The sequence below is a fragment of the Tessaracoccus flavus genome (assembly GCF_001997295.1).
GTDB lineage: Bacteria > Actinomycetota > Actinomycetes > Propionibacteriales > Propionibacteriaceae > Arachnia > Arachnia flava.
The window spans coordinates 775,990-801,263 of the sequence record NZ_CP019605.1; the positions used below are offsets into that span (position 1 = coordinate 775,990).

20 protein-coding genes, 1 pseudogene and 1 riboswitch are annotated in these 25,274 nt (G+C 68.2%); of the genes and pseudogenes, 5 read left to right on the forward strand and 16 right to left on the reverse strand.

The window, feature by feature from the left end; all coding sequences use genetic code 11:
* Window positions 1-22: 22 nt before the first annotated feature.
* A complete protein-coding gene (map, locus tag RPIT_RS03440) occupies window positions 23-892 on the reverse strand; it encodes a type I methionyl aminopeptidase (protein WP_218121511.1) in 870 nt (289 codons plus the stop codon).
* 36 nt (window positions 893-928) lie between these two features.
* Window positions 929-1,777: a DUF2510 domain-containing protein gene (locus RPIT_RS03445; protein ID WP_077340665.1), complete on the reverse strand. Its 849-nt coding sequence runs from the start codon at window positions 1,775-1,777 to the stop codon at window positions 929-931.
* A 147-nt stretch (window positions 1,778-1,924) separates the two neighbouring features.
* Here RPIT_RS03445 and RPIT_RS03450 point away from each other — a divergent pair, with 147 nt between their 5' ends.
* Window positions 1,925-3,217: a glutamine synthetase family protein gene (locus RPIT_RS03450; RefSeq protein ID WP_193432235.1), complete on the forward strand. Its 1,293-nt coding sequence runs from the start codon at window positions 1,925-1,927 to the stop codon at window positions 3,215-3,217.
* Between the two features lie 11 nt (window positions 3,218-3,228).
* Here the strand turns inward: RPIT_RS03450 and RPIT_RS15200 are convergent, their stop codons facing one another.
* Window positions 3,229-3,651, reverse strand: a complete 423-nt coding sequence (locus tag RPIT_RS15200) for a sterol carrier family protein (protein ID WP_218121512.1) — start codon at window positions 3,649-3,651, stop codon at window positions 3,229-3,231.
* A 381-nt stretch (window positions 3,652-4,032) separates the two neighbouring features.
* Between RPIT_RS15200 and RPIT_RS03460 the strand changes: the two genes are divergently transcribed.
* The 3 genes from RPIT_RS03460 (at window position 4,033) to RPIT_RS03470 (ending at window position 9,045) form a co-directional block, all read left to right on the forward strand.
* Entirely contained in the window at window positions 4,033-6,951 is a 2,919-nt protein-coding gene (locus tag RPIT_RS03460; RefSeq protein ID WP_077340669.1) for a bifunctional [glutamine synthetase] adenylyltransferase/[glutamine synthetase]-adenylyl-L-tyrosine phosphorylase, read from the forward strand.
* A gap of 57 nt (window positions 6,952-7,008) precedes the next feature.
* A riboswitch (FMN riboswitch) is annotated at window positions 7,009-7,139 on the forward strand.
* A gap of 86 nt (window positions 7,140-7,225) precedes the next feature.
* A complete protein-coding gene (locus RPIT_RS03465) occupies window positions 7,226-8,065 on the forward strand; it encodes an ABC transporter permease (RefSeq protein ID WP_077340671.1) in 840 nt (279 codons plus the stop codon).
* Window positions 8,062-9,045, forward strand: coding sequence for an ABC transporter substrate-binding protein (locus RPIT_RS03470; protein ID WP_077340673.1), 984 nt, complete (start codon window positions 8,062-8,064; stop codon window positions 9,043-9,045). Before RPIT_RS03465 ends, RPIT_RS03470 begins: the two co-directional genes overlap by 4 nt.
* Before the next feature lie 35 nt (window positions 9,046-9,080).
* Here the strand turns inward: RPIT_RS03470 and RPIT_RS03475 are convergent, their stop codons facing one another.
* The 6 genes and pseudogenes from RPIT_RS03475 to RPIT_RS03495 all read right to left on the reverse strand — a co-directional run bounded on the left by RPIT_RS03475 (window position 9,081) and on the right by RPIT_RS03495 (window position 16,154).
* The gene (locus tag RPIT_RS03475) at window positions 9,081-9,479 is read right to left on the reverse strand and encodes a hypothetical protein (protein WP_077340675.1); all 399 of its coding nucleotides are present in this window, start codon (window positions 9,477-9,479) and stop codon (window positions 9,081-9,083) included.
* A gap of 19 nt (window positions 9,480-9,498) precedes the next feature.
* A complete protein-coding gene (locus RPIT_RS03480) occupies window positions 9,499-9,990 on the reverse strand; it encodes a zinc-binding dehydrogenase (RefSeq protein WP_237267843.1) in 492 nt (163 codons plus the stop codon).
* Window positions 9,991-10,199: 209 nt separating this feature from the next.
* Window positions 10,200-10,469: pseudogene (locus tag RPIT_RS16080) on the reverse strand (alcohol dehydrogenase catalytic domain-containing protein); the annotation flags it as partial.
* 332 nt (window positions 10,470-10,801) lie between these two features.
* Entirely contained in the window at window positions 10,802-12,979 is a 2,178-nt protein-coding gene (locus tag RPIT_RS03485) for an MMPL family transporter (RefSeq protein WP_077340677.1), read from the reverse strand.
* A gap of 207 nt (window positions 12,980-13,186) precedes the next feature.
* Window positions 13,187-14,608 carry a type I glutamate--ammonia ligase gene (gene glnA, locus RPIT_RS03490; RefSeq protein ID WP_077340679.1) on the reverse strand — a complete coding sequence of 474 codons (1,422 nt, stop codon included), beginning with the start codon at window positions 14,606-14,608 and terminating at the stop codon, window positions 13,187-13,189.
* Window positions 14,609-14,801: 193 nt separating this feature from the next.
* Entirely contained in the window at window positions 14,802-16,154 is a 1,353-nt protein-coding gene (locus RPIT_RS03495) for a dicarboxylate/amino acid:cation symporter (protein ID WP_077340681.1), read from the reverse strand.
* Window positions 16,155-16,398: 244 nt separating this feature from the next.
* Here RPIT_RS03495 and RPIT_RS03500 point away from each other — a divergent pair, with 244 nt between their 5' ends.
* Window positions 16,399-16,827 (forward strand): RDD family protein, encoded by a 429-nt coding sequence (locus RPIT_RS03500; protein WP_077340683.1) that lies wholly within the window; start codon window positions 16,399-16,401, stop codon window positions 16,825-16,827.
* A gap of 31 nt (window positions 16,828-16,858) precedes the next feature.
* Here RPIT_RS03500 and RPIT_RS03505 read toward each other — a convergent pair whose 3' ends face one another.
* From RPIT_RS03505 to RPIT_RS03535, 7 genes are all read right to left on the reverse strand, one after another.
* Window positions 16,859-18,616 carry an ABC-F family ATP-binding cassette domain-containing protein gene (locus tag RPIT_RS03505; RefSeq protein ID WP_077340685.1) on the reverse strand — a complete coding sequence of 586 codons (1,758 nt, stop codon included), beginning with the start codon at window positions 18,614-18,616 and terminating at the stop codon, window positions 16,859-16,861.
* Window positions 18,617-18,622: 6 nt separating this feature from the next.
* Window positions 18,623-19,378 carry a DUF4191 domain-containing protein gene (locus tag RPIT_RS03510; protein WP_077340687.1) on the reverse strand — a complete coding sequence of 252 codons (756 nt, stop codon included), beginning with the start codon at window positions 19,376-19,378 and terminating at the stop codon, window positions 18,623-18,625.
* Between the two features lie 5 nt (window positions 19,379-19,383).
* Entirely contained in the window at window positions 19,384-20,322 is a 939-nt protein-coding gene (gene lipA / locus RPIT_RS03515; protein WP_093664664.1) for a lipoyl synthase, read from the reverse strand.
* Between the two features lie 192 nt (window positions 20,323-20,514).
* Window positions 20,515-21,174: a lipoyl(octanoyl) transferase LipB gene (gene lipB / locus RPIT_RS03520; RefSeq protein WP_077340689.1), complete on the reverse strand. Its 660-nt coding sequence runs from the start codon at window positions 21,172-21,174 to the stop codon at window positions 20,515-20,517.
* Entirely contained in the window at window positions 21,174-21,908 is a 735-nt protein-coding gene (locus RPIT_RS03525) for a DUF554 domain-containing protein (protein ID WP_077340691.1), read from the reverse strand. Before RPIT_RS03525 ends, lipB begins: the two co-directional genes overlap by 1 nt.
* A gap of 70 nt (window positions 21,909-21,978) precedes the next feature.
* Window positions 21,979-23,778, reverse strand: coding sequence for a 2-oxoglutarate dehydrogenase, E2 component, dihydrolipoamide succinyltransferase (gene sucB, locus RPIT_RS03530; RefSeq protein WP_077340693.1), 1,800 nt, complete (start codon window positions 23,776-23,778; stop codon window positions 21,979-21,981).
* Between the two features lie 52 nt (window positions 23,779-23,830).
* The gene (locus RPIT_RS03535; RefSeq protein ID WP_077340695.1) at window positions 23,831-25,231 is read right to left on the reverse strand and encodes an FAD-dependent oxidoreductase; all 1,401 of its coding nucleotides are present in this window, start codon (window positions 25,229-25,231) and stop codon (window positions 23,831-23,833) included.
* Window positions 25,232-25,274 lie beyond the last annotated feature (43 nt).

Genomic DNA, 25,274 nt, shown 5'->3' on the forward strand with positions numbered 1-25,274 from the left:
TAGCCTGCAGGCGAAGGGCGGATCACATCGGGGGAGGCGGTGAGGAGGGGAGCGTCAGAATCTCCGCGCCGTCGTTGGTCACGACGAGGGAATGCTCGAACTGCGCCACCCGCGAGCCGTCGGTGGTGATCACGGTCCAGTCGTCGTCCCACACATCGGTGTCGTGTCCGCCCAGCGTCAGCATGGGCTCGATGGTGAAGGTCATGCCCGGCTGCATGAGGGTGTCCATCCGGGGCTCGTCGTAGTGGAGGATGACCAGCCCAGAGTGGAACGCCGTGTGGACGCCGTGGCCGGTGTAGTCCCGGATGACCCCGTAGCCGAACCGCTTGGCGTACGCCTCGATGACGCGGCCGATCACCGAGACGGGACGGCCCGGACGCACCGCCTTGATCGCGCGGTTGAGCGCCTCCTGGGTGCGCTCGGTCAGCAGCCGCGACTCCTCGTCGACATCTCCGCAGAAGAACGTGTAGCAGTTGTCTCCGTGCACGCCGTCCTTGTAGGCGGTGACGTCGATCTTGACCAGGTCGCCGTCCTCGAGCGGTCGAAGATCGGGGATCCCGTGGCAGACCACCTCGTTGACGCTGGTGCACACCGACTTCGGGAACCCGCGGTAGCCGAGCGCGGACGGGTAGGCGCCGTGGTCGAGCATGTACTGGTGAGCGACGGCGTCGAGCTGATCGGTGGTGACCCCGGGTGCGATGGCCTTGCCGGCCTCATGCATCGCGTCGGCCGCGATGCGCCCTGCCACCCGCATCTTCTCGATGATCTCCGAGGTCTGCACGTCGGAGCCGGTGTACGGCTTCGGCGCGGGCCTGCCCACGTATTCGGGGCGGCGGATGGTGCGCGGGACGTCGCGGAGGGGGGTGATGTCGAACGGAGTAATGGGGGTCACGGTCATCCAGTCTAGCCCGCGGTGCTCCCGCGACGATCAGCCGTCGTAGCGTAACGTTTCGAGCGAGACGGCGACCTGCTCGAGGTTCTCCTCGTGGCCGATGGTGGCGCACGACACGTAGACGGAGAACCTGTCCTCGTCGTCGGTGGGGACGACGATGATGTCGACGACGTCACCCTCGATGCCGTTGTGGATCTGGTTGCCGACGTACACGTTTGACTGCAGACGCCAGCCGATCCGGTCCGACACCACGTACTCCTCGTTGATGAGGATCTCCCGCTTGGTGAAGCCGAGGAACATCCCCGACGAGGCCATGCACGTGACGAACTGCTCCGCCATCGTGGCCGGGTTCTGGGCGAATCCGTCCGAGACCTTGATGTAGCCCACCCCGACGTTGCTGATCCAGCCGGGGGCGATGTCGCGGATGACGGAGTTGTAGTCGTACATCCAGTCGATCCAGGCGGGGCTCTCCCTCCACTCGCGGCCGGGCGGTTCCTGGATCGTCAGACCCCCGCCGCTGATCTCGCCGCCACGCACCTCGCTGCGGGGGAACTCGTCCGAGATGGGGCAGTCGATCGGAGCGCCGAATCCGCTCTCGATGGCGGTGGGCGAAGGCGTCTCGCTCGGCACGAGCTCGTTCCACTGGCTCCCGGTCGGCCGGGCCGTCCGCGTATCGACGGGGGTCGCCCCGAAAGGGCTGGAGCTGTTGGGCAGGAAGACGAGCGCCGCCACCAGCGCACCCACGACGACGAGCGCGAGCACGAACCACAGCCAGGCGTTGGGGCGCCGGCTGGTGCGGGTGTCGAGGTCGGCCCAGCGCGCGCCATCCCAGTAACGCCGCCCCGAGGGCGCCGTCGGATCTGCGTACCAGCCCGGCTCTGCCATGCGGCCAGTGTAGTCAGGCCGACGTCGCACCCCAGATCGTCGGACGGGGGCCCGGAAGTGTGCAGATGCGTGGGATGTCACGCGCCTGAAACAATCTCGGGGCACACTGGGCCCATGGATAGGCAGACTGAGTTCGTGCTGCGCTCAATGGAGGAACGCGGCATCCGGTTCGTCAGGCTCTGGTTCACCGACGTGCTCGGCTCGCTGAAGTCGGTGGCGATCGCGCCCGCCGAAGTCGAAGGGGCCATCGCGGAGGGTGTCGGGTTCGACGGGTCCGCGATCGAAGGGTTCGCGCGCGTCTTCGAGTCGGACATGGTGGCGCACCCCGACCCGTCGACCTACCAGGTGCTGCCCTGGCGCGAAGGGGGCCGCTCGACGGCGCGGATGCTCTGCGACATCCGTCTCCCGGATGGGTCGCCGAGCTTCGCCGACCCGCGCTACGTCCTCAAGCGCGCTCTCGACGGGGCCGGCCGCAAGGGCTTCACCTTCTACATCCACCCGGAGATCGAGTTCTTCCTGCTGCGGACGCTCAACCCGCCGACGCCGCTCGACGAGGGCGGATACTTCGACCACACGACGCTCGGCGACGGCACGGACTTCCGGCGCGACGCCATCACCATGCTCGAGCAGATGGGCATCTCCGTGGAGTTCAGCCACCACGAGGCGGCGCCGGGGCAGCACGAGATCGACCTGCGGTACGCCGACGCCCTCACGATGGCTGACAACGTCATGACGTTCCGCGTCGTCATCCGCGAGGTGGCGGTCAGCCAGGGCATTCACGCCTCCTTCATGCCGAAGCCGTTCTCTGAGCATCCGGGCTCCGGAATGCACACCCACATGTCACTGTTCGAGGGCGACACCAACGCCTTCTACGACGCCGCCGACGAGTATCACCTGTCGAAGACGGCCAAACAGTTCATCGCGGGGCTCCTGCGCCACGCACCCGAGATCACCGCGGTCACCAACCAGTGGGTCAACTCCTACAAGCGCCTCGTCGGAGGCGACGAGGCGCCGTCCTACGCCTGCTGGGGTCGCTCCAACCGGTCCGCGCTCATCCGCATCCCCCAGTTCACCCCCGGCAAGACGTCGTCGGCGCGCATCGAGTACCGGGCGGTGGACGCCGCGGTCAACCCCTACCTCGCGTACGCGTTGATGCTCAATGCCGGACTCAAGGGCATCGAGGAGGAGTACCAGCTTCCGGAGGAGACCGAGGACGAGGTGTGGCGGCTCACCGACCGGGAGCGGCAGGCGATCGGTATCCGTGAGCTTCCGAGGAACCTGGACCAGGCGCTGCGCCTCATGGAGGAGAGCGAAGTGGTCGCCGAGACACTCGGCGAGCACGTCTTCGAGTACTTCCTGAGGAACAAGCGCGAGGAGTTCGCGGTTTACCGCCGGCAGGTCACGCCCTGGGAGCTGGAGCGTCACATCCGCGTGATGTGAGCCTCCTGCCGCTAGAGCAGAGGGAACGCGCGCTCGGTCTCAGCCGCGTGGGCGCCGCTCGCCCGGAGCGGTGCTTCTGCCCAGTCGAGACGTCCAGCCGCAAGGGCGGCGAACGTCTCCGGGTCCATCTCCACGACGTTGGGGGGAGTACCGCGGGTATGTCGTGGCCCTGAGTCGAACCCGATCTGGACCGCTGCGTAGGGCGGGACCCGCACCTCGATACTCGCCCCCGGGTGCCGCTCGCCGAGGAGGGAACACCCGGCGCGGGCGACGGCCGCCAACAGGACGGCCCCCAGCGGCTCGGGGGCCTGGGCGGCCTGCAGCAGCAGTCCCGTCAGGTCTGGACGGCGGCCGGCCAGCACCGCGTCCAGTTCTGCGTGGTCCTCGAATCGTGCGCGCAGCGCGGCAACCACAGCGGGGGACGGCTTGAACATGCGCGCAAGGATACGCGCCGGTTCCCTGGGCTCGTCGAAGGGTAGCGACCGGTCCCTGAGCATGGCCAGCTCGCTCAGGGAGCAGCCCGTGGGTCGCGGTTGATCCCTGAGCAGGGCCGGCTCGCTTTGCGAGCAGCCCGTCCGTCGAAGGGTTACGGCCGCGACTATGATCGCCGCCCTAGGGCGGGGGCGGCGGTAGGGATCGGGGCCGTTACCCTTCGACAAGCTCAGGGAACAGGAGGCGACAAGCTCAGGGAGCAGGAAGCGACGAGCTCAGGGAGCAGGAAGCGACGAGCTCAGGGAGCAGGAAGCGACAAGCTCAGGGGGCAACTCTTGCGCGCAAGGGGCTCCGGTCACGGGTGCGCTGAGTAGGGTAGGCGGGTGAGCAGGTACCAGTCGCAGACGGGGGAGTTCGCCCGCCGCGGCTTCGACTCGGCGACGTCGGCGGCCCGGGTCTGGGAGCGCTGGCTGGGCCGCACCGACGGGGAACCCCCGGTCGAGCTGGGAATCTTCGAGCCGGTGGCCGACAGAGACCTGGCTCTCGATTCCCTGGAGCGGATCGCCGCAGCAGACCCGAGGCTCTTCCAAGAAGTGGCGGCGAACCCGGGGTGGCTCCGCCGGTTGGTGCTGGTGCTTGGGGGATCGAGCGTGCTCGCGCAGACCCTGGTCCGCCACCCCGGGGAATGTCGAGCGCTGGAGGAGGAGCCGCAGGCGCGTGGCCGCGGTGGATGGATCAACTTCTTCTACGGCCGGTGCGGCGTGGTGGACGGTGTGGCCGAGGGCAGCGCGGACGACCTCCGCCTGGCCAACAAGGTCGCCCTCATCGAGATCGCGGCGCGCGACCTGGCGTCGGAGAAGCCGCTCTCCGTGGTCGACAGCATCTCGTCGGAGCTCGCTCACGTCGCCGACGCGGTACTGGAGGCGTCACTGGCGTATGCCCGCGCGGAGGTCGACAACTGGGACAAGGCCCGGCTGGCCGTCCTTGCCATGGGCAAGACCGGGGCGTCCGAACTCAACTACATCTCCGACGTCGACGTCATTTATGTTGCGGAGCCGGCCAACGGGGCGGGGACAGACGAAGCCATCTCCATCGCCACCAGGCTCGCGGCTGCGCAGTCCCGGATCTGTTCCGCCCACACCGGCGAGGGGACCATCTGGCAAGTGGACGCGGCGCTTCGGCCCGAGGGGAAGGCCGGCCCGCTCGTGCGGACTCTGTCCAGCTGCCGCGCGTACTACGAGAAGTGGGCGAAGAACTGGGAGTTCCAGGCTCTCCTCAAGGCCAGACCGGCCGCAGGTGACCTCGACGTCGGGCAGGAGTTCGTCGACCTCGTGTGGCCTCTGGTGTGGGCCGCTGGCGAGCGCCCGGGGTTCCTCGCCGAGATCCGGGGCATGCGGGACCGGGTCATCTCCCTCATCCCCGCCAAGCAGGCTGACCGCGAGATCAAGCTCGGGGCCGGGGGCCTCCGCGACACCGAGTTCTCCGTTCAACTGCTTCAACTCGTCCACGGACGACACGACGAGCGGCTGCGGGTCCGCGGGACGTTCACAGGTCTCGCGGAACTGATCGGCGCGGGCTACATCGGCCGGGCGGATGGTGCGGAGATGGCGGAGGCGTACCGGTTCCAGAGGGTCCTCGAGCACCGCGTCCAGCTGCGACGGCTACGTCGCACACATCTGGTGCCGGACGACCAGACCGCGCTGGACCAGCTCGGTCGCTCGCTCCAGATGGGCGGCGACGAACTCGTCGCGCGCTGGCGGGACTCGACGAGACGGGTGCAGCGGCTGCAGCAGAGGATCTTCTTCTCTCCGCTGCTCGATGCAGTGAGCAGCGTCTCGATCGACGGCTTGAAACTCACCCCCGACGCCGCCCAGACCCGGATGTCCGCCCTCGGTTTCGCCGATCCCAAGGCCGCGCTCGGTCACATCCAGGCGCTCACCAAGGGGTCCGGACGCGGAGCGGAGATCCAACGCCAACTTCTGCCCGCGATGCTGGGCTGGTTCGCGGAGGGGCCCAACCCCGATTTCGGTCTCCTGGCCTTCCGCCAGCTGTCCGAGGCTCTCGGCACGACCGATTGGTACCTGCGCGCGCTGCGCGACGAGGGATACATGGCGCCCCGCCTGGCGCGCATCGCCTCGTCGAGCCGCTACGTCGTCGACCTCCTCAAACGAAACCCCGACCACATCCGGATGCTGGCGGGCAACGACGACCTGCGCCCGCGGTCTGCCGACGAACTGACCGACGCCATGACCCGGGCCGCGGCGAGGCAGGAGGACACCGATAAGGCCATCGCGTCGGTGCGCGCCGTCCGCCGGGCGGAACTCTGCCGCATCGCGTTGAGCGATGTGCTCGGCCACGCCGACCTGTCGGCAGTGGGGGTCGCGCTGAGCGACCTGGCCTCGGCGACGATCGACGCGGGCCTGATGCTGGCACGCCGCGATATCCAGGCGCCCGATATCGGCGTGATAGCTCTCGGGCGCTGGGGCGGCTCGGAGATGAGCTACTCCTCGGACGCCGACTGCATGTTCGTCGTGCCCGACGGCGTCGAGGGACCGGAACTGTCGGCCGCCACGGATCTGGTGCGCCGCGCCTCGCAGATCATCGGCGCGCCCGGGCCCGACCCGGCGCTCGTGGTGGACACGGACCTGCGCCCGGAAGGCAAGGGCGGCCCGCAGGTGCGCACGGTCTCCTCCTACGGAACCTATTACCGCAAATGGGCGTCCACGTGGGAGGCGCAGATGCTGCTGCGGGCCAGGCCCGGAGCCGGGTCCCGTGAGCTCGCGGCTGCCGTGCTCGACGACGCGGAGAGCTTCCGTTATCCGCTCAACGGACTCCGCTCGGAGCAGGTGACTGAGATTCGTCGGCTCAAATCGCGGATGGAGCAGGAGCGCATCCCCAAGGGAGTTCCCCGTGAACGGCACCTCAAGCTCGGCCCCGGTGGACTGTCCGACGTGGAGTGGACAGTCCAGCTGCACCAGCTGCAACACGCCGCTGACCATCCATCCCTGCGAACCACCTCGACGCTGCAGGCGCTGGCGGCGCTCGCCAAGCTCGGCGTGTTCGGCGACCAGCAGGCCAAGCGTCTCGCCGACGCCTGGACGCGCGCGTCTATGCTGCGCGACGCCAACATGCTGGTGCGGGGTAGACCCAACGACGCCCTTCCCGCCGACATGCGCGAGCTCGCCGCGATCGCGGTCCTGCTCGGCTACGGCCCCGGCGAGGCGTCCCGCCTGGTCGAGGACACCAGACGGCTGCTGAGGCGGGCCTCGGACGTCGTCGACGAGCTCTTCTGGGGGCTTTGAGCGGAGCAGAGCGAGACATCGGCGGTGCGTGGATGTCTCGGTGCTAGTGTTTGGGGCAACGTGTTCCGGGGTCGGTGAAAGTCCGAACCGGCGGTTATAGTCCGCGACCCCCGCGGCCTTCGGGCCAACGGGCTGACTCGGTGAAATTCCGAGACCGACAGTCAGAGTCTGGATGGGAGGAACACGCGCCATTCGTGGCGGTGCTCGTCGACGTTGTCGGCGAGTCCGACCGCGCTGGCGCGAGCCCCGGGCCTGGAGAAGGAAGAGCGGGGCGATGACCACCCAGGAACAGCGCAGGGCGCGCACTCTCGCGCACCTCGGCGTGTGGTCTGCCTACCCCGCCCGGACCAGGCCTGCGAAGGGTCGCTGGATCCCAGCGGCCGTCGCCGTGATAGCCGTGGCAGCCCTCTGGCTCGCGGTGACCACACTCGGGGCGATTGATCCGCTCTACCTGCCCAACCCACTCGACGTCGTCGGTCGGATGGTCACCCAAGCCGAGACCGGCGTGGCGTTGCGGTATCTGGCGCCGACGTTGGCTGCCGCCCTGCTGGGTGCAGCGATCGCCGTCGCCGTCGCGTTGCCGCTGGGCGTCGTCGTCACCCACTCTCGGCTTCTGGCGTCCATCGTCGAACCCGTGGTGGCGATCTCGCAGACGGTGCCACTCGTGGCGCTTGCGCCACTCCTGGTCCTGTGGATCGGCTACGGCACGGTGCCCATCGCGGTGCTGTGCGCCATCGTGGCGTTCTTCCCCATGGTGACGACGACCATCGTCGGCTTCCGCTCCCTCGACATGCGCGTGGTGGAGAACGCGCTCCTCGACGGCGCCAACTCCTGGCAGCGGCTCATCCACATCGAGGGGCCCATGGCGGCTCCAGCGGTGCTGGCCGGGGTGCGCGGAGGGGTGGTGCTGGCGATGACGGGGGCCGTTGTCGGCGAGCTCGTCATGGGAGGCGCCGGGCTCGGCACCCTGCTCACGTTGACCCGAGAGGCTGCAGACACGGCCGGCATGTTCGCCGTCGTCGCCTGGATCAGTCTCTCCGCCATGGTCCTGTACGGCTTCATCCAGATGCTGGAGCGCGCGGCAGTGACCCGTCTGCAAGGAGAAAGCACATGATCAACCGCCGCAACTTCATCCGGGGCGCCGCCGCAGTCGGCATCGCCTCAGCCGTCGGCTGCGCGCCTTCGAGGCCCAGCACCAGCGAGCAACTCACAGTGGGCCTGACCTACATCCCCAACGTCCAGTTCAGTGCCTTCTACGTCGGCGTCGCTGAGGGCATCTTCGCCAAGCACGGGCTCGACGTGAAACTTCGCCACCACGGCCAGCAGGAGGACCTGTTCGGGGCCATCCTCAGGGGCGAGGAGGACGTCGTTTTCGCATCAGCCGATGAGGGGGTGGTCGCTGCCGCCCAGGGCAACGATCTGCGTACCTTCGCGACGTCCTACCAGCGCTACCCGATCGAGGTCGTCGGCGACGCGCGGGCTGCCGGCGTCGACCCTTCTGGCGGGCTCGAGATGCTCGCTGGCCGAAGCCTCGGGATACCCGGACACTTCGGGTCGAGCTACTACGCGGCGCTGGTGGCGATGCACAACGCAGGTCTGAGCGAGGATGAGGTGCAGCTGACCGACATCGGCTTCACGACCGTGGCGGCCATCGCGGGCCGGAAGGTCGATTTCGCCATGGCCTTCAGCAACAACGAGGTGATCCAGCTCGAGGCCCAGGGGATCCCGCTGGCCGTCCTCCCTATCCAGGACCCGTCCGCGCCGAGCCTGGTCGGTCCCGGGCTGCTGACGCGCGGCACCACACTCGGAGACGACGTGCTGGCAGCGCTCGCCGCGGCCATGAAGGAATCCGAGGAGGCCGTCATCGCAGACCCCGAGCTGGCCCTCGACGCGACGGCCCGCGAAGTGCCGGCGCTGGCTGATCCCGCCCAGAAAGAGTCCGCGGAGAAGGTCCTGCTGGCCACCACTGAGCTCTGGGCGCCGAACGGTGAGGTGTCGGTCGCCGTCGACGCGGCCGCGATGGACCGGATGGCAACCCTCCTGACCGACGTCGGAATCATCGAGGCTCCGCCCAGCGACTTCTACATCGCGTAACCGCTGAACTGCGTGGCGACGCCCGCCCCAGCGCGCTAGCGGGCGTGCCGCGTGCCGCGTGGCGGTTGAGTCACCCACGCAGCGACGATCGGAGCGATCAGCATCGCGGCGAGCACGATTGGTCGGCCGTCGGTGACCAGTGGGGTCTCTTCGAGGGCACCGGCCGCCCAGGTGCCTGCGATGACCAGCGGCACAGCGACTGCGAGCCAGCGCCAGCCCAGCTTCCTGACGACGATGACCGCCACTCCAGCAGCCGCCCCCACGGCCGTGCCGATCAACGCGGCCTGGAACTGGACGCTCGTGATGCCGAACATGTCGACGTGTTGCCCCTCACCGGCTGGGGCAACCATCAAGGCCAGGCGGTTGCCGATCAGCGGCAGGCACCAGGCGAGCAGGCAGCTCACCGTCCGCTGGAGCCTGAGCGAGACACTCATCCCTGGCTCCAGTCCTTGCCTACGCGTCGAGTCGAACGAGGGTGCGGCCATGTCTGCGTCCTGCGAGCAGTTGTTCGCCCGCTTCCTGCACCTCGCCGAGGTTGATCGTGCTGGTCATGGCGTCCAGTTGATCGAGATCCACCCCGCGAGCCAGGACGCGCCAGGCGTCGGCGCGGTCGTCAAGGGAGGCCCAGACGGAGTCGATCCCTGCCAGCGTGACGCCGCGGAGGATGAACGGCATCACGGTGGAGGGGAGGTCGTGTGAACCAGCCAGCCCGCAGGCGGCGACGAGGCCGCCAGGCTTGGTCTGCGCGATGGCGTTGGCCAGAATCTGTCCGCCGACTGAGTCGATGACGCCCGCATACGTTGCGGCCTGCAACGGCTTGCCGGGGTTGGCGAGATCCTCTCGGGCCACCAGCGTGTCGGCGCCGAGCCCGCGGAGGTAGTCGCCCAGTTCATCCACGCGCCCAGTGAGCGCGGCCACCTCGAAGCCGGCAGCGGACAGAAGCATCGTCGCCACCGACCCGACCCCACCAGTTGCACCGGTGACGAGGACGGGACCTGCGTCGGGGAGACCCCCTCCATGACCAGCCTCAGGACGGCGAGGGCGGCCGTGTAGCCAGCCGTGCCGAGGGCGGCCGCACGCTCGGGGGAGAGCCCTTCCGGTAGTTTGACCGCGTGCTCGGCGTCGATCACCGCTCGCTCCGCGTATCCGCCGTGCTTGGTCTCCGAGAGCCCTGCTCCGTTGAGGATCAGCCATTCGCCAACGGACCAACGGTCGTCGCTGGACTCCGCTACGCGGCCCACCAGGTCGACGCCGGCGATGAGCGGCCGCTTCCTAACCACCCCCGGCTTTCCGGTGACGGCGAGCGCATCCTTGTAGTTGAGGTCCGAATAGGCCACATCGACGGTGACTGGTCCGTCGCCCAGGAACTCGTCGTCGATCTGCTCAATCTGGACGCCTTCATCTCTGACCACAATCGCTCTCATGCCGCCAGTCTAGGGCGACGGTCGCTTGGTCCACCTCCGGGTGAGGGGAGGAGCCGTCGTCGCGCCCCTACTGTGAGACACGCAACGCCAATCAGGAAGTCGGAACGCCAGCCGGTTTCGGGGTACGCCAACCAACTGTCGCTAGACGCCAACCGACAACCCTTAAACGCCAATCGACAAGGCAGTATGCCGACGGCATCCAGCGACGCCGCCGATGTATCGGTGGCGTCGCTGATTCTCGGGGGCGGCATGGTCTGCGGATTGGCGATTCGTCTGCACGAGATCGTCAAGAGAGGGGATTGTCCCTCAGCTCAGTCACCGATGAGCAGCGATCAGTCTTCGATAAGGGCGTGCCGCGGCCCGGATTCGACGAGACCGTGGCGGCCCTGGGTGTCTGCCTTCAGTCGCGCGGGCCACCAGATGGCCGGGCCAATGTCGTAGGAGAGCGCGGGGACCAGCAGGGTCCTCACAAGGAACGTGTCGAGGAGGACGCCGAACGCGACGATGAATGCCAGCTGCAGCAGGAACAGGATCGGGATGACGGCGAGCGCCGCGAAGGTGGCCGCGAGGACGAGGCCGGCGGAGGTGATGACGCCGCCGGTCACGGCCAGGCCGCGCTTGATGCCCTCCCTGGTCCCGTGGATGAGCGACTCCTCCCTGACCCTGGTCATGAGGAAGATGTTGTAGTCGATGCCCAGGGCGACGAGGAAGATGAAGCCGTAGAGCGGTACCGACGGGTCGGCGCCAGGTAGGTCGAGGATGTGGTTGAACACGATCGCGGCCGTGCCCATCGCGGTCCCGAAGCTCAGCACCGTCGTGAGGATCAACAGGACCGGAGCAAGGACGCTGCGCAGCAGGAAGATCAGAATCACGAGGATGACGGCCAGCACGAGCGGGATGATGACGTTGCGGTCGCGGATGGACGTGTCCCGTGTGTCGATGTTCGTGGCGGTCTCGCCGCCGATCTGCGCGGTGCCCGAGAGTTGCTCGCGAAGATCGCGGACCACCTGGGTGGCCTCATCGCTGTCCGGGGCGTCGGCCAGAGTCGCGAGCAGCATGACCTGCCCTTCGCTGATCGTGGGCTCGGGCGCGGGTGTCCCCGGCGGGCCCAGCGGCTGCACGCCCTGGTCGGTGACCGGTGCGCTACCCGACGGCGACGCCTCCGAGACGACGTCCACCGACGCGATGCCTGGGCTGGCGAGGAGGGCAGAGGCCACTTCCTGGAGCTGGTCCTCATCGGTGAGCACCTGGGCAGGGGTGCCCGATCCGCCCGGGAAGTGCTCCGAGAGCTCGGCCTGGCCGTCGCGGGCTTCCGAGGGGCCGATGACGAACTCGCTCGGCGGTACGCCGTCGGCACGAAGCGTCGGGACGAACGCCGCCCCCGCTGCAAGGGCAATGACGCACAGCACCCACACGAGACGGGGCCGCCGCGACACGAGCTGAGCCGTCTTGGCGTAGATCCCGTCGCTCAGCTGCGCATCGTCTCCGCGCGCCGGGTCGAATCGGGGCCGACGCGGCCAATAGGAGGCCCGGCCCATGAGGTAGAGCATCGAGGGCAGCAGCGTGAGCGCCGACAGCATGGCGAAGACGATGCCGATCGAGGCGACGGGGCCGAGCGAGCGGCTGGAGCCGAGATCGCTCAGCAGCAGGCAGAGGAGGCCGGCGATGACCGTGCCGCCGGAGGCGAGGATGGGCTCGATGACTCCCTTGAGGGCGGCCTTGGTGGCCTCGCCTTTGGACTCGCGCCGCTTGAGTTCCTCGGCGTACCGCGCGGTGTAGAGCAGCGAGTAGTCGGTGGCGGCGCCGATGACGAGGATGAACAGGATGCCCTGCGTCTGCCCCGTCAGCGTGATGATGTCGGCCTTGGCCAGCCACCAGTTGAGGAGGAGCGCGACGCAGAGGGCGAAGGTGCTGGTGACCAGCACGGCGAAGGGCAGCACCACGGAGCGGTAGACGATGAGCAGAATGACGAGCACCACGACGAGCGCCACGATCAGGAGCAGCCCGTCGATGCCTCCGAAGGCCTCGGTGATGTCAGCGGTGAAACCACCGGGACCCGTGACGTGGGTGGTCACCCCACTAGGGGATGACTCAAGTTCGGCACGTAGCTCCCCGACGATGTCAGCGATGTCGCCGTCTGAGTCCACCAGCGCGAACGCCTGCGCGGCCAGTCCGTCCTCTGAGGGGATGAGCGGTGACACGGAGATGATCCCGTCGATTCCGGCGAGCGACTCCGCCGTCGCCGACAATTCGCCGAGCGTCTCTGGGCTCAGTGCCTCGTCGTCCGAGCTGAACAGCACGATCGCCGGGAGGGATGAGCTGTCGACGAAGTCGAGGTACCGTTCGCCGACGACGGTGGCCTCGGCGTTGGTGGGGAGGAAGGTGGCCTGGTCGTTGGTGGCCACCTCGCTCACGCGCCCGAAGTAGGGCCCGCCGATTCCGGCGCCGACGAGCCAGACGATGATGAGGGCGAGCGGGATGGCGATGCGTGCGAATCGGTTCGTGGTCACGTGGTCAGCCTAGATTCCTGAGGCGCTCCGACGACCAGCGCAGGGATCGTCCGAACGGTTGATTAAGTTGGACAAACCTTAGACGAAGAATGGGCTGAGCGGCAACGACCCGCCGGATCGCGATGGGTGGTGGTGGGCGGGGCACAACCGGGTCCAGGCATGGCAGTGGCCCGGGCGTCGGGGCCCGGGCCACGTGTCAAATGGAGGTCAGAGCGCGTAGTAGAGCTCGAACTCGTGGGGGTGGGGGCGCATCGCGATGGCCTGGATCTCGGCCCGCTTGAGTTCGATCCACGTCTCCAGCAAGTCGGGCGTGAACACGTCGCCGGCGAGCAGGAACTCCTGGTCAGCCTCCAGCTCGTCCAGCACGGCGCCGAGGGATGCGGGCACCGTCGGCACCTGCGCGTGCTCGTCCGGCGGCAGCTCGTAGAGATCCTTGTCGATCGGGTCCATCGGCTCGATCCGGTTCTGGATGCCGTCGAGGCCTGCGAGCAGGATCGCCGCGAACGCCAGGTAGGGGTTCGACGACGGGTCGGGGCAGCGGAACTCGATGCGCTTGGCCTTGGGGTTCGACCCGGTGATCGGGATGCGGATACACGCCGAGCGGTTGCGCTGCGAGTAGACCAGGTTGACCGGAGCCTCGAAGCCCGGCACCAGCCGGTGGAAGGAGTTCACAGACGGGTTGGTGAAGGCCAGCAGCGCTGGGGCGTGCTTGAGGATGCCACCGATGTACCAGCGCGCCATGTCGGAGAGCCCTGCGTACCCGCCCTCGTCGTAGAACAGCGGCTCACCGTTGTTCCAGATGGAGGAGTGCACGTGCATCCCGGAGCCGTTGTCGCCGAAGATCGGCTTCGGCATGAACGTGGCCGTCTTGCCGGCCTCCCACGCGGTGTTCTTCACGAGGTACTTGAACTTCATCACGTCGTCAGCGGACTTCAGCAGCGAGTTGAAGCGCCAGTTGATCTCGGCCTGGCCGGCGGTGCCCACCTCGTGGTGGGCGCGCTCGACTTGGAGGCCGGCGTTGCCCATGTGGCGCACGATGTCGTCGCGGAGATCCCCGAAGTGATCGACGGGGGCCACGGGGAAGTAGCCACCCTTGAACTTGACCTTGTAACCGCGGTTGCCGCCGTCCTCGACGCGGCCGGTGTTCCAGGCGCCGGCCTCCGAGTCGATGTGGTAGTAGGAGGAGTTCGCGGTGGTCTCGAAGCGGATGTCGTCGAAGACGTAGAACTCGGCCTCCGGCGCGAAGAAGGCGGAGTCGCCGATCCCGGTGGAGGCGAGATACGCCTCGGCCTTGCGCGCGATGTTGCGGGGATCGCGGGAGTAGGGCTCCTTCGTCAGCGGGTCGTGGACGAAGAAGTTCACGTTGATGGTCTTCGACTTGCGGAACGGGTCAACATAGGCAGTGGTGGGATCGGGCATGAGCGCCATGTCCGACTCGTGGATCTTCTGGAAGCCCGTGATGGACGAACCATCGAAGCTGAGGCCGTCTTCGAACACCTCCGGTCCGAAGAAGCTGGCGGGCACCGTGAAGTGCTGCATGACACCGGGGAGGTCACAGAACCGGACATCGACGGTCTCGATGCCTTCGTCCCGGATGTACGCGAGCAGTTCCTCTGCGCTGTTGAACATTGTGGTCCTTTGCTTGTCCTAGCTGATGTGGACCAGCCTAACGGCAGCTCATTGCCCGGTAGTTGCCGATGAGTAACAGCGCTGTTACAGGTCGGGGGGACAGCCATCGAGGACCGTGTCCCGCCTTCTAACACTTGATACGGATAGCAGAGGGGGCCCCGCACCCGGCGGGGCCCCCTCTACGGCACAGCGATCAGGCGCTGAAGACAGGCTTCGCGTCATAGATGCCCCGGTCGAGCACCTTCTCGCGCTTTCCGACGATGGTGGGCACAAGTGCCTGGCCGGTCACGTTGAGCGCGGTGCGACCCATGTCGATGATGGGCTCGACCGCCAGCAGGAGTCCGACACCCTCGAGGGGGAGCCCCAGAGTGGATAGCGTGAGCGTGAGCATGACGGTCGCGCCGGTGGTGCCGGCCGTCGCGGCCGAGCCGAGAACCGCGACGAACGCGATGAGCAGGTAGTGCGTCACGTTGAGATCGATACCGTAGAAGTTCGCCACGAAGATGGCGGCGATGGCGGGGAAGACCGACGCGCAGCCGTCCATCTTCGTCGTGGCACCGAGCGGCGCCACGAAGCTCGCGTAGCCGCGCTCCACGCCGAGGTTGCGCTCGATCACCTGCTCGGTGACGGGCATGGTCCCCATCGATGAGCGGGTGAAGAAGCCGAGCGTGATGGCGGGCCAGGCGTTGCGGTAGAACTGCCTGACCCCGAGACCGTTCAGCTTCAGGATCGTCGGGTAGACCACGAGCCAGACGATCGCCAGCCCGACGTAGAGCGCGACGACGAAGGCCCCTAGTGACGCCAGCGACGACCAGCCGTAGGTGGCCACGGCGCGGCCGATGAGGGCGGCGGTGCCGATAGGGGCGAGGCGGATGATCCACCAGAGCACCTTCTGGATGACGCTGAGCGCGGACTCCATGAAGCCGATGAACGGGGCGGCCTTGTCGCCCACCTTCACCGCGGCGATGCCGAAGAGGATGGAGACGAACAGGATCTGGAGCACCGAGAAGCTAGGCGAGGCGGTGACCGCACCCTCGCCGCTGGCCGAGGCGTTCACGCCGAGGCCCAGGAAGTTGCTCGGGATGATGCCGAGGATGAAAGCCGTCCAGGAGCCGACGCGGCTGGGCTCGGCTGCGGCATCACCGGACACGCCGGCGGTCAGCCACGGAGCGGAGAAGACCCCGACCAGAATGCCGACGATGACGCTCGCCAGGGCCGTGATCGCGAACCAGAGGAGAGTCTGGACGGCAAGGCGTGCCGCGTTGGCCACCTGGGTGAGGCGTGAGATGGAGGAGATGACGGCGGTGACCACCAGCGGCACCACGAGCAGCATGAGGAGCTTCACGTAGGCGCTGCCCACCTCGCTGAGAGTGGTGGTGAGCCAGTTGCGCTCGCCGTCGGCCGTGGGCCCGAGGCTCAGAGCGACGAGGCCGAGGATGAGGCCGGCGATGAGGCCGACGATGATCTGGAAGCCGAGGCCGGTGTAGAAGGGCTTGCGGGGTTCGACCGCACGCTCTGAGCGGCGTTCCGACAGGGACGTGGACATGGAGGTTTCCTTTGCTGGGGGAGGGGGATCGGGCGCACCACTGCGCGCGCCTCAACCGGATGAGGGGTCGTGGACCACCGTCAACAGGAGGTGCTGGTGACGCGGCAGAGATCGACCCAAGGTCGCCCGACGAGCAAAGCCATGGCTGAACCCTCCCATGAGCCGATCCCACGGGTCAAGCCGGTTCGCTGAGGGCTGAGCCGGGCGGGTCGTCGCCCGATCTGCGGCTGCTAGGCTGCGCGACGTGACCGACACCCCCCTCAGCCCCGGCGAGTCCATCGGTCTCCCGGCGGTCGGACCAGGCTCACTGGCGTCCTGGCGGTCGCGGGTCGCGGCCATGATCGGGGATTGGGCGGCGAGCATGATCGTCGCCACGCTCATCTTCGGCAGCGAGGTGCTGGTCGGCAACGACTGGCGCTCCTTCATGATCCTCACGGTCTACTTCGTCGAGGCCAGCGTGCTCACGGCGTTGACAGGCGCCTCCTTCGGTCAGCTCATCGCCCGCATCGGAATCATCCGACTGGACGGCCAGCCTCTTGGATGGTGGCGTCCAGTGGTCCGCACCGCACTGAAGTGTCTCGTGATTCCGGCGATTGTGATCGGAGCCGAGAGGCGAGGTCTGAACGACCTTCTCCTCGGCACCGTGGTCGTCAACAGGCGCCCCGCCGCGTGACGCGCTGACGCGCCCCTCGCCGGGAGACGGATCAGGGCTCGGCCGTCTCCAACCAGGCCTCTTCCAACTCGTCCCGGCGTGCCTCGGCCGTGCGGAGCTCGGCGCCCAGCTCCGCGAGCTTCTCGAAATCGCTGGCGTGGGCGGTCATCGCCTCGTGCAGCTGATCGATCTGACCCGTGACCTTGTCGAGCTGGCTCTCGATCCGCGTCAGGTCCTTCTTCCGCTGGCGTTCCGCGGCGGCGTCCGATTTGCCGGCAGGGGCCGTCGCGGGAGCGGGGGGTGCCGACTTGGCGCGGGCTCGTCGGTCGAGGTACTCGTCCACGCCGCCCGGCAGCATGACGCAGGAACCGTCGCCCAGCAGAGCGTAGGTGGCGTCAGTGATGCGCTCGAGGAAGTAGCGGTCGTGGCTCACGACGATGAGCGTGCCTGGCCAGCTGTCGAGGTAATCCTCGATAACGGTGAGGGTGTCGATGTCGAGGTCGTTCGTGGGCTCGTCGAGGATCAGCACATTCGGTTCGGTGAGCAGGAGCCGGAGAAACTGCAGCCGGCGACGCTCCCCGCCGCTGAGGTCGCCGATGCGTGCGACCAGCTTGTCTCCGGTGAAGCCGAATTCCTCGAGCAGCGATGACGCGGACGCGTCGCGGCCGGTGGCGAGCTTCGTCTCCTCCTTGAGCCTCTTGACGGAGGCCAGCACGCGATCCTCATCGTCCAGCTCTCCGACGGTCTGGGAGAGGTAGGCCAGACGGATCGTCTTGCCCCGCTTGATCTTTCCCGCGTGGGGTTCGCGTTCGTCGGCCAGAAGGTCAAGCAAGGTCGTCTTGCCCGCGCCGTTGACACCGACGAGCCCGATCCGGTCGCCGGGCCCGATCGACCAGGTCAGCTTGTCGAGCAGCACGCGGTCGGCGATGGCGTAGTCGACGTTGATGAGGTCGTAGACGTCCTTGCCGAGCCTGGTCACGGCGAAGGCCTGCAACGCGATCTTGTCGCGCGGCTCAGGTTCGCCGGCGATCAGCTGGTTGGCGGCGTCGATGCGGAACTTCGGCTTCGACGTCCGGGCCGGCGCTCCGCGACGGAGCCACGCCAGCTCCTTGCGCGCCAGGTTCTTGCGCCGCGCCTCGTTGGCCGACGCCTGGCGCTGGCGCTCGACGCGTGCCAGCACGTAGGCGGCGTACCCGCCGTCGTAGGCGTCGACGACCCCGTCGTGCACCTCCCAGATGCGGGTGCACACGGCGTCGAGGAACCAGCGGTCGTGGCTGACCACGAGCATCGCCAGCCCGGCCTTCACCCGGCCCTGGAGGTAGCTCGCCAGGAAGGCGATGGCCTCGACGTCGAGGTGGTTGGTGGGTTCGTCGAGGACGATGAGGTCGTGGTGGCCGAGGAGGACGGCTGCCAGCCCGACGCGGCGGCGCTCGCCGCCGGACAGGGTGTCCAGGCGTCGGTCCAGCTCCAGATCGGCCAGCAGCGACTCGACCACCGTGCGCTTGTCGGAATCCGCGGCCCACACGTGGTCGGGTTCGCCGTCGACGATCCAGTCGCGGATGCTCTGGTGATCGTCTCCGATCGTCTCCTGCGTGAGGACGCCGATGGAGGCGGTGTTGGAGATCGTCACGCGCCCCGCGTCCGGCGTGAGCCTGGCGGTGAGGATGCGCAGCAGGGTCGTCTTGCCGTCGCCGTTGCGGCCGACGACGCCGATCACCTCTCCGGCGCCCAGCCCGAGGGACACGTCATCGAGCAGAATCCGGGTGCCGAATCCGTGCGTGACGGACTCGAGGTTGACGAGGTTCGCCACCGCGGATCAGCGGCCCCGCATGGCGGAGCGGGCGCCCTTCGTGTTGATGACGCCCTTGGGGATCGGCGCCTTGGGTCGCATCGCGTCGAGGGCCCGGAGGCGCTGGTTGACCTCGACGATCTTCGCCGGCGTGAGTGACTTCGGCAGCTTCTTGATGTGGTCGGCGAGTTTGTCCAGGGGAACCTGGCCGGCGCCCTTGCCCATCTGGATGGTCTTTACCTCGACCCCGTAGGCCACCTGCTCGTGCTTGCGCTTCTCGCTGGCCAGCAGGGGGCGGAGACGGCCGGGGTCGCCCTCGCCGATGAGCACGAGGCCGCCGGGGCCGATCGTGCGGTGGACGGCGTCCATGTGGCGGGTGGCCGTGATGACCGGAGTCGAGACCCACTTCTTCGGCAGCATCTGCAGCGCCACCTCCGCGGAACCCGCCTGCCCTTCGTAGCGCCGGTAAATGGCCTTGCGGGCGCGGATCGCGAAGATGCCCATCGCAGCCAGCAGGCCGGCAGAGACCCCGAGGATGCCCCAGATGAGCGGGGAGTCCAGGAGGAAACCGACGACGAGCAGGAGGGCGAAGACCAGGACGAAGGATCCGATCATGAACCAGGGCAGCTGCTTGTCGTACTGCGCCGTGACCTTGTAGGTCTCCGTCAGCTGGCGCCAACGGCCCCAGTCTGCGGGGTTGGTCGAGTTCTTCTTGGCTTCCTTCATCGCCTTGAGCTCGGCCTTCTGCTTGGCTGCTAGCTCCTTGGCTCTTTCGCTGGCCATCTCAACTACCTCTGCATCGTGTTACGGGCGTCCATCGCGGTGCGGTACAGGCGACCGGCCCGATAGGACGAGCGGACCAGCGGCCCGGACAGCACGCCAGAATATCCGATCTCGCGGGCTTCATCCGCCAGCTCGTCGAACTCCTCCGGTGTCACCCAACGCTCGATGGGATGGAGGGTGGCGTTGGGCCGCAGGTACTGGGTGATGGTGATGAGTTCGGTGCCGGCGTCGTGGAGATCTCGGAGGGTCTGGCTGATCTCGTCGCGGGTCTCGCCCATCCCGAGGATGAGGTTGGATTTGGTCACCAGCCCGGCCGAGCGCGACATCGTCAGGACCTCCAGCGACCGCTCGTAGCGGAACCCGGGGCGGATCCGCTTGAAGATCCGCGGCACCGTCTCGACGTTGTGCGCGAAGACCTCCGGTCGTGCGTCGAACAGTTGCCCGAGCAGCTCAGGTTTGCCGGAGAAATCCGGCGCGAGCATCTCCACCCCCACGCCGGGGTTGACCGCGTGGATCTGCCGGATGGTCTCCGCGTAGAGCCAGGCGCCCTCGTCGGCGAGGTCGTCGCGGCAGACGCCGGTCACCGTGGCGTAGCGCAGCCCCATCTTCTTGACGGAGGCGGCGACTCGCAACGGTTCGGACGGGTCGTAGCCTTCGGGCTTGGCTGACTCGATCTGGCAGAAGTCGCAGCGGCGTGTGCACTGATCGCCGCCGATGAGGAACGTCGATTCCCGGTCTTCCCAGCACTCGTAGATGTTGGGGCAGCCCGCCTCCTGGCAGACGGTGTGCAGGTCACCCTCGCGCACGATCGTCTGGAGGTCCGAGTAGTTCGGCCCCATCTTCGCTGTGGTCTTGATCCACGCGGGCTTGCGTTCGATCGGGGTCTCGGCGTTCTTCGCCTCGACCCGCAGCAGGCGGCGTCCATCTGGCTTAACTGCGGTCACGTGCCCAGCCTAGTCGGTGTTGTCCAAGCTTCCACCGTCCGGGAGCGCCCGTCGCGCTCGGATGGGCTGGTGCCCAGCCTCCTCGGCCTGGCTGCCTGGTGCCGGATCGGATACTGCGCCCGGCAGGGAGGGGCGGTGCCTCCGTTCAGATCACTGCTGGCTCTTGTGTTGGTGGATGGGGCGGGCAACTGATCAGCTGGACGAGACACCGCCGCTGCTCACCATCTCGAGGGCGCGGCGCAGATGGGGTTCGAGGGCCTCCGCCACCGCTGAGACCGACCACGGCCACGCGAGTTCCTCGACGAGCGACGTCACCCCGGCGTCGGCGATGCCGCACGGCACGATGTTGCAGAACCGCTCGGCGCTGCTGAGGACGTTGAGGGCGAAGCCGTGCATGGTGGTGCGCCTGGCCACGCGCACCCCGATGGCGCAGATCTTCCGCTCGGGGCGCTCGCCCTCGGCGGGTAGCCATACCCCGGTGCGGCCCGGAACCCGCCCGGCCGATAGCCCGTAGCCCTCGAGCAGATCAATCACGGCACCCTCCAGGGCCCGCACGTAGTCCACCACTCCGACGCCGTCGCGGAGCGGCACGATCGGGTACCCGACCAGTTGCCCGGGGCCGTGGTAGGTGATCTCGCCGCCGCGGTCGACGGGCACCACGGGGGTGCCGTCCTTCGGGTAGTCGCTCAGCTTCGTCCGGCGCCCCGCGGTGTAGACGGGGGCGTGCTCGACGAGGATGACATGGCCGGGGCGCGTTGCGTCGGCGACGGTCGCGTGCACGGCGCGCTGGTGATCCCACACCTGGTAGTAGTCGAGGGGACCGGATGCGGTGAGGTACTCGAACGTCAGCATCACAGCACCGCCGCCGCGACCGAGACCAGCGGCGGCGCCAGCAGGAGGGCCGGCAGTAGATCTCCCACGGGCACCTGCTTGAGATCGAGCAGGCGGAGCGCGAGACCCAGCAGGATCACGCCCCCCGTCGCGGTGAGCGCGTCGACCTGCGCGACGGTCAGCACGTCCCCGGCGAAGTATCCGAGCGCGGTCAGCGACCCCTGGATGAGGGCGACCGTCCCGGCCGACGCGAGCACCCCCCAGCCGAGGGTCGAGGCGAAAGCCATCGCAGCGAAACCGTCGAGCACGGACTTGACCAGCAGCTGCTCGGCACCACGGCCGAGCCCGTCGGAGAGCGAGCCGAGAATAGCCAGGGGGCCGACGCAGAACACCAGCGTCGACGTCACCAGGCCGTCCACGAAGCGTGCCGCGTCTCCGGAGGCGGTGAACCGGCCACGCAACCATGTTGCACCCTGCTCGAGCCGGTACTCGACCTGCAGCCACGAACCGACAAGCGCCCCCACGAGGAGGGACGCGAGCACGATGATCATCGCGAACGACCCGACGGCTCCGGTCAGGTCGGCGCTGGTCATCGACACCACCGACATCCCGCCGATCACGACGGTGAACAGCCCGAGCACGGAGGTGATGGTCTCCTTGGTGCGGTCCGGAATGCGGTTGCCGAGAGCCAGCCCCAGGAGGGCCCCGACGACCACGGTGGCGACGTTGACGACCGTCCCGATTCCGATGAACACGGGCCCGATTCAACCAGAAAGGCGAGACGCCCCGGGACGGGTGTCCCAGGGCGTCTGGCGTCAGCGTGCGTCAGAGGCCGAGTTCGCCGCCGAAGTCGCCGTCTTCGAGGCGCTCCTTGACTGCCGACAGGAACCGTGCCGCCATGGCGCCGTCGATGAGACGGTGGTCGTAGCTCATCGACAGGTACATCATGTGACGGATCGCGATCGACTCGTTGCCGAAGCGGTCCTCCACCACCACGGGACGCTTGGCGAGCGCCCCGGTGCCGAGGATCGCCACCTGCGGCTGGTTGATGATGGGGGTGTCGAACAGCGTGCCGGCCGAACCGTAGTTCGTGATCGTGAAGGTACCGCCGGACAGCTCGTCGGGGGCGACCTTGCTGCTGCGCGTGCGGGCGGCGAGGTCGGCGATCTTCTTGGCGAGGCCGGTGAGGTTGAGCGTGCCGGCGTCCTTGATCACGGGCACCAGCAGACCCTTCTCGGTGTCCACCGCGATGCCGACGTGCTCGCCGTCGGCGTAGGTGACGGTGCCCGCCTCCGTGTCGATGGTGGCGTTGACGATGGGGAACGCCTTGAGCGCCTCCACCGCGGCCATCGTGATGAACGGGAGGTAGGACAGGGATGCGCCCTCGCGCTTCTTGAAGTCGTCCTTCACCTGGTTGCGGATGTGGCTGATGGCCGTCACGTCGACCTCCACGGTCGCGGTGAGCTGCGCCGACACCTGCAACGACTCGACCATGCGGCTGGCGATCGTCTTGCGCAGACGCGAGAGCTTCTCCGTGGTGCCACGCACCTGCTCGGAGCCCTCGGCCGCGGCCTTCTTCGGCTCATCCTTGGCGGGTGCGGCGGCGGGCTTCTTCTCCTCGGCGGGAGCCTGCTTGGCGGCCTCGGCCGCGTCCAGGACGTCCTGCTTGCGGATGCGGCCGCCGACGCCGGTGCCCTTGACGGACGACAGGTCGACGCCGTGCTCCTTGGCCATCTTCCGCACGAGCGGGGTGACGTAAGTACCGTCGCCCGACGACTCCGCGGCACGCCTGGCCACAGCGGCCTCGACTGCGGGGGAGTGCTCGACCTTCGCCTCTTCCTTGGGCTCGGGCTTCGGCTCTTCCTTGGGCTCGGGCTTGGGCTCTTCCTTGGGCTTGGGCTTCGGCTCTTCCTTGGGCTCTTCCTTCGGCTCGGGCTGCGCCGGCGTCGGGTCGGTCTCTTCCTTGGGCTCGGGTTCGGCGGAGGCGTCCCCGATGACCGCGAGGACGGCGCCCACCTCGGCGACATCGTCTTCCTTGAAGCGGATCTCCAGGAGGGTGCCGGCGGCGGGGCTGGGGATCTCGGTGTCGACCTTGTCGGTGGACACCTCCAGCAGCGGCTCGTCGGCCTCGACGGTGTCGCCGATCTCCTTCAGCCAGCGCGAGATGGTCCCTTCTGTCACCGACTCACCGAGCGCGGGGAGCGTGACCTCGACGCCGGACGACGATGCGGCCGCCGTCGGCTTGTCATGGGCCTGCTCGGGCTCGGGCTCTTCCTCGGGTGTGGCGACCTCGACGGGCTCCTCCTCGGCCGCATCGTCGGCGTCGTCGGGGGCTGCCTCCTCGGCAACGGGCGCGGCCGCAGGCTCGTCGTCGGACGGGGCGTCGTCAGCATCGCCGATGATCGCCAACACGGCGCCCACCTCGGCGACGTCGTCTTCCTCGAACTTGATCTCCAGGAGCGTCCCTGCCACAGGGCTCGGGATTTCGGTGTCGACCTTGTCGGTGGAGACTTCGAGCAGCGGCTCGTCGGCCTCGACGGTGTCTCCGACGGCCTTCAACCAGCGTGAGATGGTGCCTTCTGTGACGGACTCGCCCAGTGCCGGGAGGGTGACTTCGGTTGACATGTGAGTGTGGCTCCTTTGCGTACCGCGGTAATGGGTCCAGCCTATATGCGTTTCAGCCGTGGATGTGCAGGGGTTGTCCAGCGAGCGCCCAGTTGGCCTCCGCAAGCGCCTCGCTCAGGGTGGGGTGCGGGTGGATGATCCCGGCCACGTCCTCGGGCGTGGCGTGCCAGCCGACGAGGAGGGCACCCTCGGCGATGAGTTCGGAGACGTCCTCGCCGACGGCGTGCAGCCCCACAATGCGTCCGTCGGCTGCTCGCACCATACGCACCACGCCGCTTTCGCGCTCCCCGGGAGCGCGCAGAATCTGTGCGCGTCCGTTGCCCGTCAGGTGGTAGTCCACCGAATCGGCACCCGCCCCCGCCGCCTCCAATGTGACGCCTACCGAGGCGAGCTGGGGGCTCGAATAGACCACCCGGGGGATGTCGACGTCGCGAACCGGAGTGGGTTTGCGTGGGTGCCTTCCCAGGTTGTGCGCGATCCGCTCGGCGACGAAGATGCCGTGCGCATAGCCCCGGTGGGCCAGCTGCGGGCCGGGCACCAGGTCGCCCGCGGCGTACACGTTGCGTGCGGCCGTCTGGAGGTTGCCGTCGACGACGACGTGACCGCTGGGGCTCAGAGTCACCCCCGCCTCCTCGAGGCCGATCCCCGACGTGACGGGGCGCCTGCCCGCCGCGATGAGGAGCAGTTCCGCGGAGACGGAATCCGAGCCGGCCGACACCCGCACCCCGCCGTCCGTTGCTTCGGCAGAGGTCGCCGGCGCGCCGAGGCGGATGTCGACGCCGCGCCGCTCCAGTTCCCTGCGCAGGACGCGGACGTGCCCGGGTTCCTCGCCGGGGAGCAGTCTGTCGGTGGCTTCCAGCAGCGTGACGCTGACGCCGAGATCGGCCCAGAGGGAGGCGAACTCGACGCCGATGACTCCGCCGCCGAGCACGATCGCCGTCTCCGGCAGCGTGCTGAGCCGGAGCGCGTGGTTGCTGGTCAGGATGCGCTCGCCGTCGATGTCGAACCCCAGCGTGGCGGGCGCCGCGCCGGTGGCCACGAGCACGGCGCTTGCACGGTGGAGAGCGTCGGGCGTCCGAATCGCCGGCCCGGCGTCACTCACCTCGAGCGAGCCTCGCGCCGCGACGACCGTGACGCCCCGGCTCTTGAGCAGACCGGTGAGGCCTCGGTGCAGGCCTGACACGACGCCGTCGGCATAGGCGCGGATCGCCTCGGCGTCGGTGTCGCCGAGCTCGGCGCCGATGCCGAACGACGGGGCCTTCGACACGGTGCGCCGGACCTTGGCGGCGTGCAACCAGGCCTTGGTGGGGATGCACCCGCGGTGGAGGCAGGTGCCGCCGACCTCGGCCTCGTCGATCATCACGACGGACAGCCCGAGCGTCGCCGCCCGAAGCGCGCAGGCGTAGCCGGCTGAACCGGCTCCGAGGATGGCCAGGTCGTACGCGTCACTCATGGCGCCCAGTCTGGCATGGACGTCCTCTCGGCAGGGACCGTGC

Bases quoted from the DNA above. Each gene is read 5' to 3' on its own strand.
- RPIT_RS03510 (WP_077340687.1), bottom strand. From the start codon at position 19,378: ATGGCCAGCGAAAGAGCCAAGGAGCTAGCAGCCAAGCAGAAGGCCGAG.
- RPIT_RS03535 (WP_077340695.1), bottom strand. From the start codon at position 25,231: ATGAGTGACGCGTACGACCTGGCCATCCTCGGAGCCGGTTCAGCCGGC.
- lipB (WP_077340689.1), bottom strand. From the start codon at position 21,174: ATGCTGACGTTCGAGTACCTCACCGCATCCGGTCCCCTCGACTACTAC.
- RPIT_RS03475 (WP_077340675.1), bottom strand. From the start codon at position 9,479: ATGAGTGTCTCGCTCAGGCTCCAGCGGACGGTGAGCTGCCTGCTCGCC.
- RPIT_RS03450 (WP_193432235.1), top strand. From the start codon at position 1,925: ATGGAGGAACGCGGCATCCGGTTCGTCAGGCTCTGGTTCACCGACGTG.
- RPIT_RS03465 (WP_077340671.1), top strand. From the start codon at position 7,226: ATGACCACCCAGGAACAGCGCAGGGCGCGCACTCTCGCGCACCTCGGC.
- RPIT_RS03470 (WP_077340673.1), top strand. From the start codon at position 8,062: ATGATCAACCGCCGCAACTTCATCCGGGGCGCCGCCGCAGTCGGCATC.
- RPIT_RS03445 (WP_077340665.1), bottom strand. From the start codon at position 1,777: ATGGCAGAGCCGGGCTGGTACGCAGATCCGACGGCGCCCTCGGGGCGG.
- RPIT_RS15200 (WP_218121512.1), bottom strand. From the start codon at position 3,651: ATGTTCAAGCCGTCCCCCGCTGTGGTTGCCGCGCTGCGCGCACGATTC.
- glnA (WP_077340679.1), bottom strand. From the start codon at position 14,608: ATGTTCAACAGCGCAGAGGAACTGCTCGCGTACATCCGGGACGAAGGC.
- RPIT_RS03480 (WP_237267843.1), bottom strand. From the start codon at position 9,990: ATGCTTCTGTCCGCTGCCGGCTTCGAGGTGGCCGCGCTCACTGGGCGC.
- RPIT_RS03495 (WP_077340681.1), bottom strand. From the start codon at position 16,154: ATGTCCACGTCCCTGTCGGAACGCCGCTCAGAGCGTGCGGTCGAACCC.
- sucB (WP_077340693.1), bottom strand. From the start codon at position 23,778: ATGTCAACCGAAGTCACCCTCCCGGCACTGGGCGAGTCCGTCACAGAA.